The organism is Kordiimonas sp. UBA4487, assembly GCF_002389025.1.
Lineage (GTDB): Bacteria > Pseudomonadota > Alphaproteobacteria > Sphingomonadales > Kordiimonadaceae > Kordiimonas > Kordiimonas lacus.
Window position 1 is genome coordinate 421,537 of the sequence record NZ_DGNR01000013.1, and the last position, 12,808, is coordinate 434,344.

Sequence of the window (12,808 nt, forward strand, 5' to 3'; positions counted from 1 at the left end):
GCCTGATGGCGGGTCCATATTTTCGGAAAGGGCTTTTGGGGGCCGCGGGTTTGCTCGCGGCCGACCAGCTCTCGAAATGGTGGATTCTCGAAGGCCTCAAGCTGCGGGAAAAAGGCAGCGTTGAATTGCTGCCTTTCCTGAATTTTTCCATGGTCTGGAATCGTGGTATCTCGATGGGCATTCCGCTTGGCGAATCCCTCGGCAAATGGGGCATCATCGTCCTGACCGGGCTAATCAGTCTGTGGGTTGCCAAATGGTTGTTTGATACTGCCAGGAAAATGGAAGTCTGGGGGCTTGCGTTGATCCTTGGTGGGGCTGTCGGCAACATCATTGACCGCTTCCTGCACGGCGCGGTGGTGGACTTTGTGCACCTGCATGCAGGGGGCTATAGCTTCTATGTTTTCAACGTGGCTGACGCAGCAATCACCATTGGTGTGGTGCTTCTGCTCATTGATGGCTTGCGGCCAGCGGCGAAAGGCCCTAAAAATGCCCAAAAGGTCGGCGACGGTACGGCCGACCACAAAGGAGAGAGTTCATGAATCTCAAGTCTGTTTTGTTTATCGGTGCGGCTGCCCTGACGCTTGCTGCTTGCGGTGGCGGTAAGAACAGCCCCGACGAGTTTGAAGTTGTCAGCCGGGCGCCACTTGTAGTGCCACCGGAAGCAAACCTTGCGCCGCCACGTCCGGGTGAGCCAAACGCTCAAACCATTGACGCCAGCGGTCAGGCTTATGAAGCATTGTTCCCGGGCAAGAAGTTCAAGCGGTCAGAGCCCAAGAGCGACGCTGAGCGCGACCTGCTCTCGCGCGTTGGCCCAAGCGAGCCGGACGTGCGCTCCAACGTTGGCCAGAAGGATTTGGCTGTGGTGAAGAAGACGCTTCTCCTTGCCGACATCCTGGACGCTGATGAGCGCGAATTCCGCACTGACAATGTCTCCGTTCGCCGGGTGTCTTCCGGCAGCTAAACCGGAACCATCTAGAATTGGAAAAGGCCGCAGGCAGGATTGCCGCGGCCTTTCTTGTTTTCAGTGGTGCTGCGTTCAGATGCGCTTTTCATATTCCGCTTCAAGCGGCAGGAAGATGCTCCAGAACGGCTTGGGTGTTTCGCCCTTGAGGACAGCGATCATGATATCTACATGGCCGTGCCAGCCGCCACACACGCCGATTGTCGTCTCGCGGTCCGGCAGTTTGCGGTGGGTGATCACAAGCTTGGTCATATCGCCCATGGCTGTCAGCTCAAACGTCACTTCCGAATCCGGGGCTTCACCCTCTGCCCAGGTGTAGGCCAACAGGCGGGGTGGCTCGATTGCGGTGATGTGACCGATCATTTTCGTGATACCGCAGTGCTTTTTGTATTTATCCGGGATTTCGATGGTCTCTGGGTGGGGTGACAGGGTGCGGTGGTCGAACACATGCTCCACCACGCCGCCGACACGAAGGTCCATATCCCCTGTTGCCAGCCATTTGCCGCGCTTGTCGCTTTCGGTCAGGTAGGCCCAAACCTGCTCGATCGAGGCGGGTAGCATGCGTTCCAGCCTGGCAGTACCGGGTTCCAGTAGCGTTGCGAATTCAGTCATTTTCCGTCCTTTCAGGCTTGTGTTTATCTGCCACCAGTGCGGCTTCAAGCGCGTCCAGCCTGCCTGCCCAGAATTTCTGGTATCGTTCGGTCCAGGCGTGTGCCTCGCGCAGTGCCGCGGCGTCCAACCGGCAGATGTGGCTGCGGCCCCGAATTTCGCGAGTTACCAACCCGGCGGCCTCCAGCTTCTTTACGTGCTTTGAGGCCGCTGCGAGCGACATGGCGTAGGGTGCGGCAAGATCACTGACCGTGTGGTCGCCCGTGGCGAGGGTGGCGAGCATGCCGCGCCGCGTGGGGTCCGCAAGCGCAGCGAATGTGGCGTCGAGCCGATCTGATAAATATTCAACCATATGGTTTAGTATCTTGGGCGAAGATAATTGTCAACCATTTGGTTGAATATATAATCAAAATATTGCTGCCGATTGGCACACCGGTTGCTTATGAGATCTTTGCCGGTTGCGTTACGAGGACAGTGATATGGACATCGCAAAAACAGACACCAGTACGCAACATCTTGAATCTTTTGGAAGAACTGAAACCCAGGCGGGGGTCATGGACTCAGTTTCTCATTTTCGTGCGCTGTTGGAGCAGTTCGACGGGACAGGTGAGACGCGCATTATTGCCCATCAGCGGAACGGTATTGCCGAGTTGGGCGTGGTTGGATGGGCAATGCGTGCCCTGGAACTAGATAGCTATATCACCGCCAAGAAGGCGCTGATGGATGAAGAGGGTCTGACGGTTCTGGATCTTCGAGACATGAAAGCGTCCGAACGCGCCGTTTTTGAGGCCCGGGTTTTCAACAGCATGCACCAAAGGGACGATATGGCCCAGGCTGTGAAAGCCTATGAGGAAATGGAGCTGGAACGGAAAAAGCAGAATTTCTACCGCGTGGTAACCATCCCGGACCCGGAGTAGGTCGCGTGAAAATTACGCCATCTTTGCCAAACGTGTCAGCGCTTGAGGCCCCGGGCGGCACACAACCACATTCACCAGATGAAAGTGCGGAAGCGGCCTTCAGCCAGTATCTGCAGGCCTTTGACGTGGCAGGCAAAGCGCGGGTCAAAGCTGACATGACCGAAAAGTCTGAACAGTTTGATGCTATGGCATGGATGCTGCGGGTACGGCAATTGGGGCTATATACCAAAGCACGCCATGACCTGATGGCGGAAAGAAACCTGGATCATCATGACTTTGATGCCATGAGCGACGAGGAGCGTGTTAGTTTCGAATCACAGGTCTATAGCCGGGTACGCGATCAGCTGGTTCTGCGCATGAAAGACCGCCACAGATGCCCGTGCGATGAAGAAGAAATCAGGCTTTACCGAGCCGCACCCTTCCTGATTTCAGGCTAGATTTCGTCCTCCATCGCGAAGGGTGACAATTTGCACGCGGCGGCACTTCCATGGCCCAGAAAACCCTGATAGGGTCGCGCCATGACAAGCCAGAACAGACATGATCTTCCAACACAAGCGGGCATTATTCACCTGCTATCGGAACGTACCATCAACCGCATCGCGGCGGGTGAGGTGGTCGAGCGTCCGGCCAGCGCCGTCAAGGAACTGGTGGAAAACTCGGTTGACGCCGGGGCCACCCGCATTGATGTGGTGATGCGCGATGGCGGCAAGGCCTTGATTCAGGTGGTGGATGACGGCCGCGGCATGGACGCGGATGAACTGTCGCTGGCGGTGGAACGCCACGCCACCTCGAAGCTCAAGGATGATGACCTGGTCAATATCGCCTCGCTCGGTTTCCGGGGGGAGGCGCTGGCGTCCATCGGGGCTGTGGCGCGCCTGACGGTGACATCAAAAGCCAAGGGCTCAGATGAAGCCTGGGCCGTGCGCGTGGAAGGCGGCCACAAGAATGCGGTTGAGCCCGCGGCACTCACCACCGGCACACGCATTGAAGTGCGCGACCTGTTCTATTCCACGCCTGCGCGGCTCAAGTTCATGAAAACGGCGCGCACCGAATACGGCCAAGCAGGCGATGTGATCAAACGGCTGGCAATGGCGCACCCGGATGTGGCCTTCACCCTGTCAGACGGGGACCGCACCACGTTTCGTGCCCCGCAGGTAACAAGCCTTACGGGCGATGTGCGGCTTGAACGCCTTGGGGCAATCCTGGGCAAGGAATTCCGCGAAAACGCGCTGGAGATTGACGCCGAACGCGAAGAGCTTCGGCTCACTGGTTTTGCAGGCCTGCCCACCTATTCGCGTGGTAATGCCCAACACCAGTATCTGTTCGTGAATGGCCGCCCGGTGAAAGACAAGCTGCTGAACGGCGCTGTGCGCGGCGCGTACCAGGACTATCTGGCGCGGGACCGCCACCCCATTCTGGCGCTGTTTCTGGATGTGCCCTCCAGCTTTGTGGACGTGAATGTGCACCCGGCCAAGGCAGAGGTGCGTTTCAAGGATGCCGGGCTGGTGCGGGGGCTGATTGTCTCGGCGCTCAGGCATGCGCTGGCGGCGGCGGGGCACCGGGCCTCAACCACCGTGGCGGGTGCGGCGCTTGGCGCCATGCGGCCCCATTCGGGGCTATCAAGCGCGCTCCCATACGGCAGGCTCCATGAACGCCCCACACTGCCCGCTGGCTTTAACGAAGTCGCGGAACAGATGTATAGCCCCTCCGCCGGTTCCTACGGTGAGATGCAGGAAAGCCAGCTTGCGTTTGACCGGTCTGGCGATATGGCTGCGCCGTCCGCCCGCCCCATTGATGAACAGGCGCCTTACGGCACTGGCGCACCCGCGGCTGACATGCCGCAATCCGCGCCGCAGGAATTCCCGCTCGGCACCGCGCGCGGGCAGGTGCACGCCACCTATATCGTCAGCCAGACAGCCGACGGCATCGTGATTGTCGATCAGCACGCAGCCCACGAACGGCTGGTGTATGAACGCATGAAAAAACAGATCGCCGCCACCGGCGTGGCGCGGCAAAGCCTGCTGCTGCCGGAAGTAGTGGAACTGGAGGACGGCCCCGCAGAGCGGCTGCTCAAACGCGTGGATGAGCTTGAGGCTCTTGGCCTTGTGATCGAGCCCTTCGGTGAAGGCGCCGTGGTGGTGCGCGAAGTGCCCGCCATGCTGGGCAAGCTGGACGTGCCGGGCCTTGTGCGTGATCTGGCCGATGAGCTGACAGACCTTGATGAAGCGCTAAGCTTGAAGGAAAGCCTTGAAGAGGTGTGCGGCACCATGGCCTGCCACGGCAGCGTGCGCGCGGGCCGCCGATTGACGGTGGACGAGATGAACGCGCTGCTCAGGGAAATGGAAGCCACCCCGCACAGCGGCCAGTGCAACCATGGCCGCCCAACCTACGTAGAGCTGAAGCTCAGCGATATCGAGAAACTGTTCGGGCGGCGTTAGCTCATATAGCGCCCGATGTTTTGATATTCTGTATTGAACTTGAAGGTGGTGATGAGCCACTTACCGGATTGCTCATACAAGAAGAATGAGTAAGTCACCGGCAGGCCCTCGTAATAGACAATATAGACATGGTGTTCGAGCCGTTCAGCAATGCCTTCAGTGAACATCATTTCATATCCCTGATATTTCCCAAAGTTCCTGCTCCACCCTTCCAACTGACCGATGGTGCTGTGAATTTGAGCTCCCATCATTTCAAGTACCTTCGGTGCCATCAGGTCGCTAACAGCTTCTGTTGTTTTGCCTTCTTCGAGAAGGCTAAAAAATGTCGCAATAGTGCCTTGCGGTGTATCTGAAGGCTCTGCAGCCTTGGTTGGCATTGTTGTTAAACTCAAGCTCGCAACAATAGCCAATACCGAAAAAATGAGCTTCATGATTGTTTCCCCCATGGATGATAGTGTTCTGGAAGACATTACTTTCCTGACCCCTAACGTCAAGGACATAGGACCCGTTCGGCAATGCAATTAGGATTAAATCCCCCGCTTTGTCTCCAGATAGGTCGCGAAGCTGGCGAGCCAGTGGCTGCCGGCATAATGCTCGTCGCTGACGGCTTTCACACCGACATCCTTATGCACTGCGGCGGCGGCCAGGATGGCGGCCCTGCGCGGGTCGCCCTCGGGCAGGGCCGAGGCAATGCCTTCCAGCGCCCAGGCACGGGAAAGGTTCACGCCGTCCAGATGCACAAGCTTGCCGTCTGTGGCGTCCTTGACAATGGCGGGCTCAAGCCAGTCGGCCTTGCCGTTCCTTGGGATGCGCGGCAGGAAGCGGCCCAGCCATACGGCGAAGTCGGCTTCACTTATCACCCGGCGCATCAGGTCTGCTTCCATCAGGCAGGGGGAAAGGAAATCCTCGCCCGACGGTTCATAGCCGATCGGGCAGCTGGTATCGCCTTCAAAGAAATCCAGCGTGCGTTCAGCCAGCAGGGCTTCGAACGCGCCGTCGCCCACCGTGCGGGCGTAATCCAGCATCAGGCCGAAGGCGAAGGCGCTTTGGTTGTGGGTGCCAAGACGCACGGGGTAGGCCAGCTTTGGCAGCCAGTCTGTCATTTTGGTGACGATGGCTTCTTCAAGCGGGCGCAGGGTTTCGCGCCACTGTTGGTGCACAGGGTGTGTGCTTTCTTCCAGTTCCGCCACCAGTTGCAGGAACCAGGCGATGCCGTAAGGGCGTTCGAATGATTTGCGGCCTTCGGCAGTATAATATGCCACCTCGGCCTTGATGTTCTCTGGGGTGAAGCTTTCCGCCAGCGCGCCTTCAGCGATGTCGGCGAACGGGCTATCGGGGTCCAGCTTCATCAAGCGCACCAGCAGCCAGTGGCCGTGCACGCTGGAGTGCCAGTCAAAACAGCCATAGAAGGCGGGGGTCAGCTCACGCGGGGCGCCCACATCGGCGTCTGAATTCAGGACATGGCTGATCTTGTTCGGATACTCGCGGTGAATACAGCTGAGCGCCATATGGGCGAAGCGGTCTGTCACCACGCCGTCGCGTGGGGCCGGCAGCGTGCGGCCCTCTGTGGCTGTGCCCTGATTGTTCCCGCTATCGCAGGCTGCGAGTGCGAGCGCGACCGATAGCGCCAGTGCTGACTTTTTCACCGAGTTCCTCCCCGTGGATTGCTTTCCCAACCCATAATATCATAGCGGGTGCGATGCCACGGTGAAAGGGGCAGGTTGGCCCGGCCAGCATTTGACCGGGCCCGACCCTGATCATTAATGGGGTGGAAAGTTCCCTGTCGTTATCACGCAGTAATTAATCGTTAGCTGCGGATCGACCGAGAAAATATTTGTGCTTTTGCCTGTGCTTTCAACGGTTACGGGGATCTTGTCCGTAAACTGCTGTGTGCCTTGTTCGGTGTCGGCTGCAGCCGGTGCCACCTCCAGGCGTATGGCGGTGCCCTTATCCGGGTTGGTTTTTACCTCGCCATCAAGTCCGATGTAGGCCTCGTGCGTATGCCGGATAAGCGAATCATTGTTGCGGTGGACATATTCAGATCCCCTGAATTTGCCGACAGGTAATTCAGCATAACCGCCAGTGAGGGCAGCAGGCTGGTTCATCTTGCCCGCGCCAACAGGCACGCGGCCCTGCAGGTCAGGCAGGTTGAAGTTGGTTCGGCCATCGCCCCCATAGGTGGTCCCCAGAACCGCATATAGCTCTTCGTTCCCAGAGATGCTCATTTCCTGGCCATGGGCCAATGCAGTGCCTTCGGGGCAATAGTTTGCTGCAGTGATGCAGATGTCACCGATAAAGGCATAGGCAGGGTTGCAGCCCGCCTGGGCCTCGTCAGTGGTGAACAGGCTGGCGGCAGTGCCAAGGGCCGCGCAGGCCGCAAGGTGGGTGATTTTAAGTGTCATTGTTGGTCTCCGAGCTGGGGTGATGAGGGACGCGTGCGCGCCCATATATGCAACTCAGGACAAGGGGCAGCACCGCCCCCCAAAAGCGGCACTGTGCAGGGATACTATGGTCCGAAGTAACAACTGAAAAGAGTATATTTATAATCAGTACTGTTTCAGGTTGTGTGTTGGCGCATGGATGGTGGGGAAGGATTGAGCTGTGAATGTCAGGCGCTGAAGCGTTCCTTGAGGCCCTTGATCAGGGCCTTGCTTTCTTCCATGTGGGCTTCTTCGGTCTCCAAGATGGTCATGAACAACCGCTTCTTGAAGCCTTCAAGGTCATAGTCCGCCGGCAGCGGATCGTCGCCTGCGGCATCCAGCATGAAGTCCACCAGCCGGCTGGCGGCGTGCAGACGGCCCCAGATATAGTCGTTTTCCCGTGCTTTGCGGCTGAAGAAAGCACCGAAGTTATAGAGCTGGGTCCCGAGAAGCGGTTGCTGGTCGTGGGCATCCTGCATGTTTTCGCAGTCCAGCGGGCTGATACGGGCTACACGGATTTCATCCACCTCCAACAGGTCGGCGCCCTGGCTCATGGGCAGCATCAAGACGTCATAGAAGGCATAGCCCACATAGGCGCGGAACAGGGTGAGCCTGAGCGCATTTTGCGGCAGAACAGACAGGGCCAGCGCAAAGGTTTCGTCCTGCTCATAATCCAGGTCCTCGAGTTCCATGGCAGAGGCTATGGAATCCAGGAAAGCCGTGATCGCCATGTCGTCGATGGGTTGAGTAACCAGCCGCTCGAAAATGGCTTCGTCAAAATGCTCTGGCGCCCAACGGGTGCGGTAGCTTTCCAGCATGGTGTATATCTGGCGTTTGATCTTCTTGACCGGCTCGACCAGATGGCCCTGGTTGTCCTGCTGCATGAAGCGGTTCAGTTTCATGATCACGAACCTGAGCCGCCTGATGCGGTAATCCACGTCCAGTTCCCGCAGGCGCCGCACATGGTGTTGTTGGCCCTGTTCCGGGACAATATCAACCACACCGCCTTCAGGGCAAAGCATGCCCTTGCGTTCAGCCCACTGCCTGAGTGCTTCGAACATGTCGGATTCAGAGAGCTTCACACCGCGCATGGCTGCGCCTTCAACCATCAACTGGGCGATCCGTTCAACCATGCGCACGGTTTTGGACTGCATGTAACTGGAGTAGCTGAAGCCTGTGTGTTTGTGTGCTTCCTCGTGTGCCCGCTCCCGCCAGCTGGCCAGCATGGCGGTATCCACCTTGTGTTCCCGGTCAAGGTTCAACACCTTGTCCACCAGCCGGTTCACTTGTGCCTCGGCCGACTGCAGCGTGGCCTCAAACCGGCGGGCATTCTTGTTTTGCTTGTCGATGGCGCGCAGGTCTTCGTAGATCGGTTCACGGCGCGGTATTTCCGCCAGCGCCGAGAGGATGGTGCGGAAGAAGCCCGGCAATTCCTTGTGCCGCTGGCCTTCAAGCAGCGTCTCCGGGTCATCCGGCAGCGGGTCCACATAGATGATGCGGCGGTCTACCTCGCGGTGGGCCGGGCGCTCGTATACCGCGCTGATGGCAGCGCCAAACGGCTTGTTGTTGGTCACCCCGCCATCAATGAAGGACATATCGTACAGCGTAGCCTTGTCGCTTATGAGGGCAGGAAAATTCTTCGTCAGGAAGATGTCCCGCGCGGGCCAGGCTTGCCGCCTGGCCGTCAGCCTGTCTTCCAGATCCTTGAATCTGAGCGGCGGGAAAGCGCCGGGGAAGCTGGATGTCGCACGAGCCGCAAACCCGAGGCCTGGTATGTTGTCGTCTCCAAAGTCGCTCACTGTTGTGCCGGTGGCAGCCTGGCGAAACCCGAAATTCAGGGTTACGCTATGCTGGTGCTCCAACACTTCCTTGGGGTCATGCAGTTTGATGCGCCGCGGCTGGCCGAAGAAGTTGGTCAGGCTGACAAACAGGTCCAGCTTGTGCCCGGGCGGCATCAGTGTGTGCCCGCTTTCGGCGTGGCCCATGTTTTCGCAGGCGTTGAGCATCCAGGTCAGCATATGGGTGCCGGAAAAGGGCGGCTGGAACCAGCGCGAGCGCACAAAGCGGAACAGCTTACGTTTCGTTTCCTGATCTGGTGCATGATCGCCGAAAGCGCGCCTGCCAAAGAGCCAGATGAAGGGATAGAACCACAGCTTGCTGGTGCGGTCGGCGATGGTGTCTTCTTCCATCAGCTCTTCAATGTCTGCCAGGTTGAGCCACATGGTCCTGAGTGGGTCGAAATCCAGGTCATGAGCCAGCGCGCGGGCAAGGAAAATGCCGTTGATGCCGCCTGCTGATGCGCCGGATACCACATCAACGATCACCCTGAGTTCCAGCTTTTGCCCCAAGGCCTGGAATAGCTCGAAATAAAGGCTTTCTGTGTCTGTACGGTAAGGGCGCTTCGGGGCGGCCTGATCAAAGGTGGCCGCCGCGCGCTCGATGCGGTCCGAAACACCGTGATAGGCCTTGGACGCACGCACGAGCTTCAGGACTTCGCTGGAGATGCCGTTCATATAGATGGCAAGCGAAGCCCCGCCATAACACACCAACGCCAGCCTGAGTTCCTTTTCGCGCATGTCCGCCTAATCCTTCGTGCGCGGCAAGTGCCCCGCAACCCTATGGATAGTTTGCGTTTTTTTGCGCGAAACGCAAATAGTTGTTTGGCCGGGCCATGGGGGCCCGACCTGGATTGGCTGCTGCTTTAAGGAACGACAGCTAATCGCGTGGCGGGAACTTGCCGCTGGTGACAATGCAGAAACGCATGCCAAGCCCCGGGTCCAGCACGGGCATGGGGCTGCCGTTTCCAGTGTCGCCAATACTTACGGTGCCGCCGGTAGGGGCGCCGCCGTGCCGGTGGCGGGTTGGTGTGATAACAGCCTCTTCGCTGCTATCAACATTGTTGGGCTGTTTCCCCTGGTGGCCGGTTGCTGCGGTGCCCTCTCCTGCCTCAATGGCTGTTGCACTGTGTGTTGGAGTGAAGGTTGCCTCATGGTTGTGAGGGGCCAGGTTAGCAACCGACTGCATGACAGTTTCGGTGCCACGTTGTGTGCCCAAGGATACGGGGCTCAAATCGCGTCCAGTCCCGATGCCGACCGGGACCCGGCCACGCAAGTCAGGCAGGTTGAAGTTTGTGTGTCCATCGCCGCCATATGCATTCCCGATTATGGCGAACAACGCTGTGTTTTGTGACACTAGCATGCTGCTGCCGTCTGCTTCCAACGTGCCGCTTGGGCAGAAGCTGGCTGCGGTCAGGCAAACTGAGCCAGTATAGGAATCAGGCGAGCAACTGGCTTCGGCTGCGCCGGAGACGCCAAGGGCAGAAAGCCCGAGCATAAGGCCGCCCAGGCGCGCGCGGTGGATTTTGCTGGAAAGTGTTATCATGGGTAACCCCCTTGTTGTTTGGCCGGACGGTCAGTGGTCCGGCCTACTGTGGCCAATAGCAGGCTTGGTCTTTATTCAGGGCGTGCCGGATATTGTCCGTTGGTGACAATGCAATAGCGCAATCCCAGCTGCGGGTTGACGACGCTGATCGGCTGGCCATCACCGGTGGATGCAACCGCCACAGTGCCACCAGTGTTGGTGCCGCCCGAGACGCCAGCCAGGGGAACGGTAGCCGGGCTTGGGCCCGAAAACAGGTTCACGCTATCGGCAGGGGCCGCGCCGGTGTTTGGTTCAGCCAGCATGTTTTTTTCGGTTACCTTGCCGGTGATGGCTTCCTGCGCAGCAACTTCAACATGCACGGGGTCGCTGGCATTGGCAGTGAAAGTGGCCGTGTGCGTGTGGACAGGCATTTGCGAGACCGTTTGTATGACGCTCTCCTGGCCCCGTGTCTGTCCCAATGTGACATTGTTCAGGCCTGGTCCTTGCCCGATGCCAACGGGCACGCGCCCACGCAGGTCCGGCAGAGCAAAGTAAGTGGATCCGTTGCCGCCAAAGGATGTGCCGAGGAGGCTGTAGAGGGCAGGATAGTTCACGATTTGTAGCATTGCTCCGTCTGCCTCCAGGGTTCCTTCAGGGCAGTAGCTCGTGGCCATCAGGCAGATCTGGCCTGTATAGTCGTTGTCGTTGCATTCCGCTTCGGCGACATTGCTGACAGCCAGTGCCGAAAGCCCCAGTAAGGCGGCGCGAGCCCCTCGTGTGAGACTCTTGTTTCGAGGTTTGTTCATGATTAGCTCCCTTATTCCTTAGCTTTACCTTGGTCAGGTCATTGTTTGTTGCATCTGTGAACGCTTTCCGTGATGTTTCTATAGATTGTATTTATCGGCAAATAGTTTCCGCAAAAGTTGTATTTTGATGGTTGTATAGCTGGGATTGACCGGGCTTTTGGGTGCTGTGTTCCTGTAAACCTAAGATTATAAAGGGCTTTATGCGGTGACGCCGGGGGTGTGCTGCGCTAGGTTGGCATCAGCGCAAACATGGTGGAGCTATAGGCGTGACAGAATTGAATGTAGCCAACCCCAACTGGTGGCCTCACAGGTTTGATCCCGCCCGTGGCCACGTGCATTTTATCCGTGCCACGCGGGAAGATCACCGTAAGGCTGTGTTTCTGACGGATGAGTACTTGGCGGACGCGGCCAATCCGCAAGCAGTTGGTTTGGCAGCGGCCGCTGCAGCTGGTGGGCAAGCCCCGCTGCATTTCATTTTTCATTCGGCCTATTGCTGTTCCACTCTGTTGGCCCGCGCCTTTGACCTGCCGGGCACCTCAATGGGACTGAAGGAGCCGCAAATTCTGAATGACCTTTCAGGCTGGCGTATGCGGGGGGCGCAGCCCCAGGAACTGGCGAGTGTCATGGCAGGCGTGCTGGCGACCCTTGCGCGACCGTTCGGGGCTGGCGAAGCCCTTGTCGTGAAGCCGTCCAATCTGGTGAATGGCTTGGCGGGGCTGATATTGCATGTACGGCCTAACGCCAAGGCCGTTTTCCTGCATGCTCCCCTGCGGGACTTCCTGGGCTCTATCGCCCGTAAGGGCATGTTTGGGCGCCTGTGGGTGCGGGAGTTGATGGTCAAGCAGATGCGCGAAGGGCTGATTGATCTTGGCCTTGAAGGCGAAGATTATCTGCAGCTGACCGACTTACAGGCTGCAGCTGTTGGCTGGTTGGCCCAGCACGCTTTGTTTGCGCAGATCGTGCAGAAGTTTGGTGCGTCAAGGGTTCGGACGCTGGATAGCATACGGCTGATGGCAGCGCCCGGGGACGCGATGGCTGCCCTGGTCACTCATTTCGGCCTCGCGGTTGAAGGCCCTGTGCTGGAAGACCTCGTTAATGGTCCTGTATTTCTGCAGCATTCCAAAAATGATGAAGCGTTTGATGCGGATGCCCGTGACGCGGCAAGGCGCGAGGGCGAGAAGCTACATGCTGACGAAATTGAGAAGGTACATACCTGGGCTGAAGCCGTGGCCCAAAATGCTGGCATAAGTGTGGCTTTGCCTGCGCCCCTCATTTGATCAATTTTTACTTCGCGGCA

General features: G+C 58.3%; 14 protein-coding genes. 6 read left to right on the forward strand and 8 right to left on the reverse strand.

The window, feature by feature from the left end:
• Positions 1 to 5: 5 nt before the first annotated feature.
• Positions 6 to 539, forward strand: coding sequence for a signal peptidase II (lspA, locus tag B3Z17_RS13635; RefSeq protein WP_286830305.1), 534 nt, complete (start codon positions 6 to 8; stop codon positions 537 to 539).
• Positions 536 to 961, forward strand: coding sequence for a DUF3035 domain-containing protein (locus tag B3Z17_RS13640; RefSeq protein WP_068301934.1), 426 nt, complete (start codon positions 536 to 538; stop codon positions 959 to 961). The genes lspA and B3Z17_RS13640 overlap by 4 nt, the downstream gene beginning before the upstream one ends.
• A 75-nt stretch (positions 962 to 1,036) precedes the next feature.
• Here B3Z17_RS13640 and B3Z17_RS13645 read toward each other — a convergent pair whose 3' ends face one another.
• Both B3Z17_RS13645 and B3Z17_RS13650 read right to left on the reverse strand, forming a co-directional pair.
• Positions 1,037 to 1,573 (reverse strand): SRPBCC family protein, encoded by a 537-nt coding sequence (locus B3Z17_RS13645; RefSeq protein ID WP_286830306.1) that lies wholly within the window; start codon positions 1,571 to 1,573, stop codon positions 1,037 to 1,039.
• The gene (locus B3Z17_RS13650; RefSeq protein ID WP_286830308.1) at positions 1,566 to 1,922 is read right to left on the reverse strand and encodes an ArsR/SmtB family transcription factor; all 357 of its coding nucleotides are present in this window, start codon (positions 1,920 to 1,922) and stop codon (positions 1,566 to 1,568) included. The genes B3Z17_RS13645 and B3Z17_RS13650 overlap by 8 nt, the downstream gene beginning before the upstream one ends.
• Positions 1,923 to 2,124: 202 nt before the next feature.
• Between B3Z17_RS13650 and B3Z17_RS13655 the strand changes: the two genes are divergently transcribed.
• From B3Z17_RS13655 to mutL, 3 genes are all read left to right on the forward strand, one after another.
• Positions 2,125 to 2,487: a hypothetical protein gene (locus B3Z17_RS13655; RefSeq protein WP_139167492.1), complete on the forward strand. Its 363-nt coding sequence runs from the start codon at positions 2,125 to 2,127 to the stop codon at positions 2,485 to 2,487.
• Between the two features lie 5 nt (positions 2,488 to 2,492).
• Entirely contained in the window at positions 2,493 to 2,924 is a 432-nt protein-coding gene (locus tag B3Z17_RS13660; RefSeq protein WP_286830310.1) for a hypothetical protein, read from the forward strand.
• An 81-nt stretch (positions 2,925 to 3,005) separates the two neighbouring features.
• The gene (gene mutL / locus B3Z17_RS13665; protein ID WP_286830311.1) at positions 3,006 to 4,925 is read left to right on the forward strand and encodes a DNA mismatch repair endonuclease MutL; all 1,920 of its coding nucleotides are present in this window, start codon (positions 3,006 to 3,008) and stop codon (positions 4,923 to 4,925) included.
• Here the strand turns inward: mutL and B3Z17_RS13670 are convergent.
• From B3Z17_RS13670 to B3Z17_RS13695, 6 genes are all read right to left on the reverse strand, one after another.
• Entirely contained in the window at positions 4,922 to 5,356 is a 435-nt protein-coding gene (locus B3Z17_RS13670) for a hypothetical protein (protein WP_286830313.1), read from the reverse strand. The genes mutL and B3Z17_RS13670 overlap by 4 nt on opposite strands.
• A gap of 96 nt (positions 5,357 to 5,452) precedes the next feature.
• Entirely contained in the window at positions 5,453 to 6,571 is a 1,119-nt protein-coding gene (locus tag B3Z17_RS13675) for a DUF2891 domain-containing protein (protein WP_286830314.1), read from the reverse strand.
• Positions 6,572 to 6,685: 114 nt separating this feature from the next.
• Positions 6,686 to 7,327: a phage tail protein gene (locus tag B3Z17_RS13680; RefSeq protein ID WP_286830315.1), complete on the reverse strand. Its 642-nt coding sequence runs from the start codon at positions 7,325 to 7,327 to the stop codon at positions 6,686 to 6,688.
• Positions 7,328 to 7,533: 206 nt separating this feature from the next.
• The gene (locus B3Z17_RS13685; protein WP_286830317.1) at positions 7,534 to 9,921 is read right to left on the reverse strand and encodes a patatin-like protein; all 2,388 of its coding nucleotides are present in this window, start codon (positions 9,919 to 9,921) and stop codon (positions 7,534 to 7,536) included.
• A 139-nt stretch (positions 9,922 to 10,060) separates the two neighbouring features.
• Positions 10,061 to 10,726, reverse strand: coding sequence for a phage tail protein (locus tag B3Z17_RS13690; protein ID WP_286830318.1), 666 nt, complete (start codon positions 10,724 to 10,726; stop codon positions 10,061 to 10,063).
• 71 nt (positions 10,727 to 10,797) lie between these two features.
• Positions 10,798 to 11,511, reverse strand: a complete 714-nt coding sequence (locus B3Z17_RS13695) for a phage tail protein (RefSeq protein ID WP_286830319.1) — start codon at positions 11,509 to 11,511, stop codon at positions 10,798 to 10,800.
• Between the two features lie 266 nt (positions 11,512 to 11,777).
• Between B3Z17_RS13695 and B3Z17_RS13700 the strand changes: the two genes are divergently transcribed.
• Complete coding sequence (locus B3Z17_RS13700; RefSeq protein WP_286830320.1) at positions 11,778 to 12,788, forward strand: hypothetical protein; 1,011 nt, start codon at positions 11,778 to 11,780, stop codon at positions 12,786 to 12,788.
• Positions 12,789 to 12,808 lie beyond the last annotated feature (20 nt).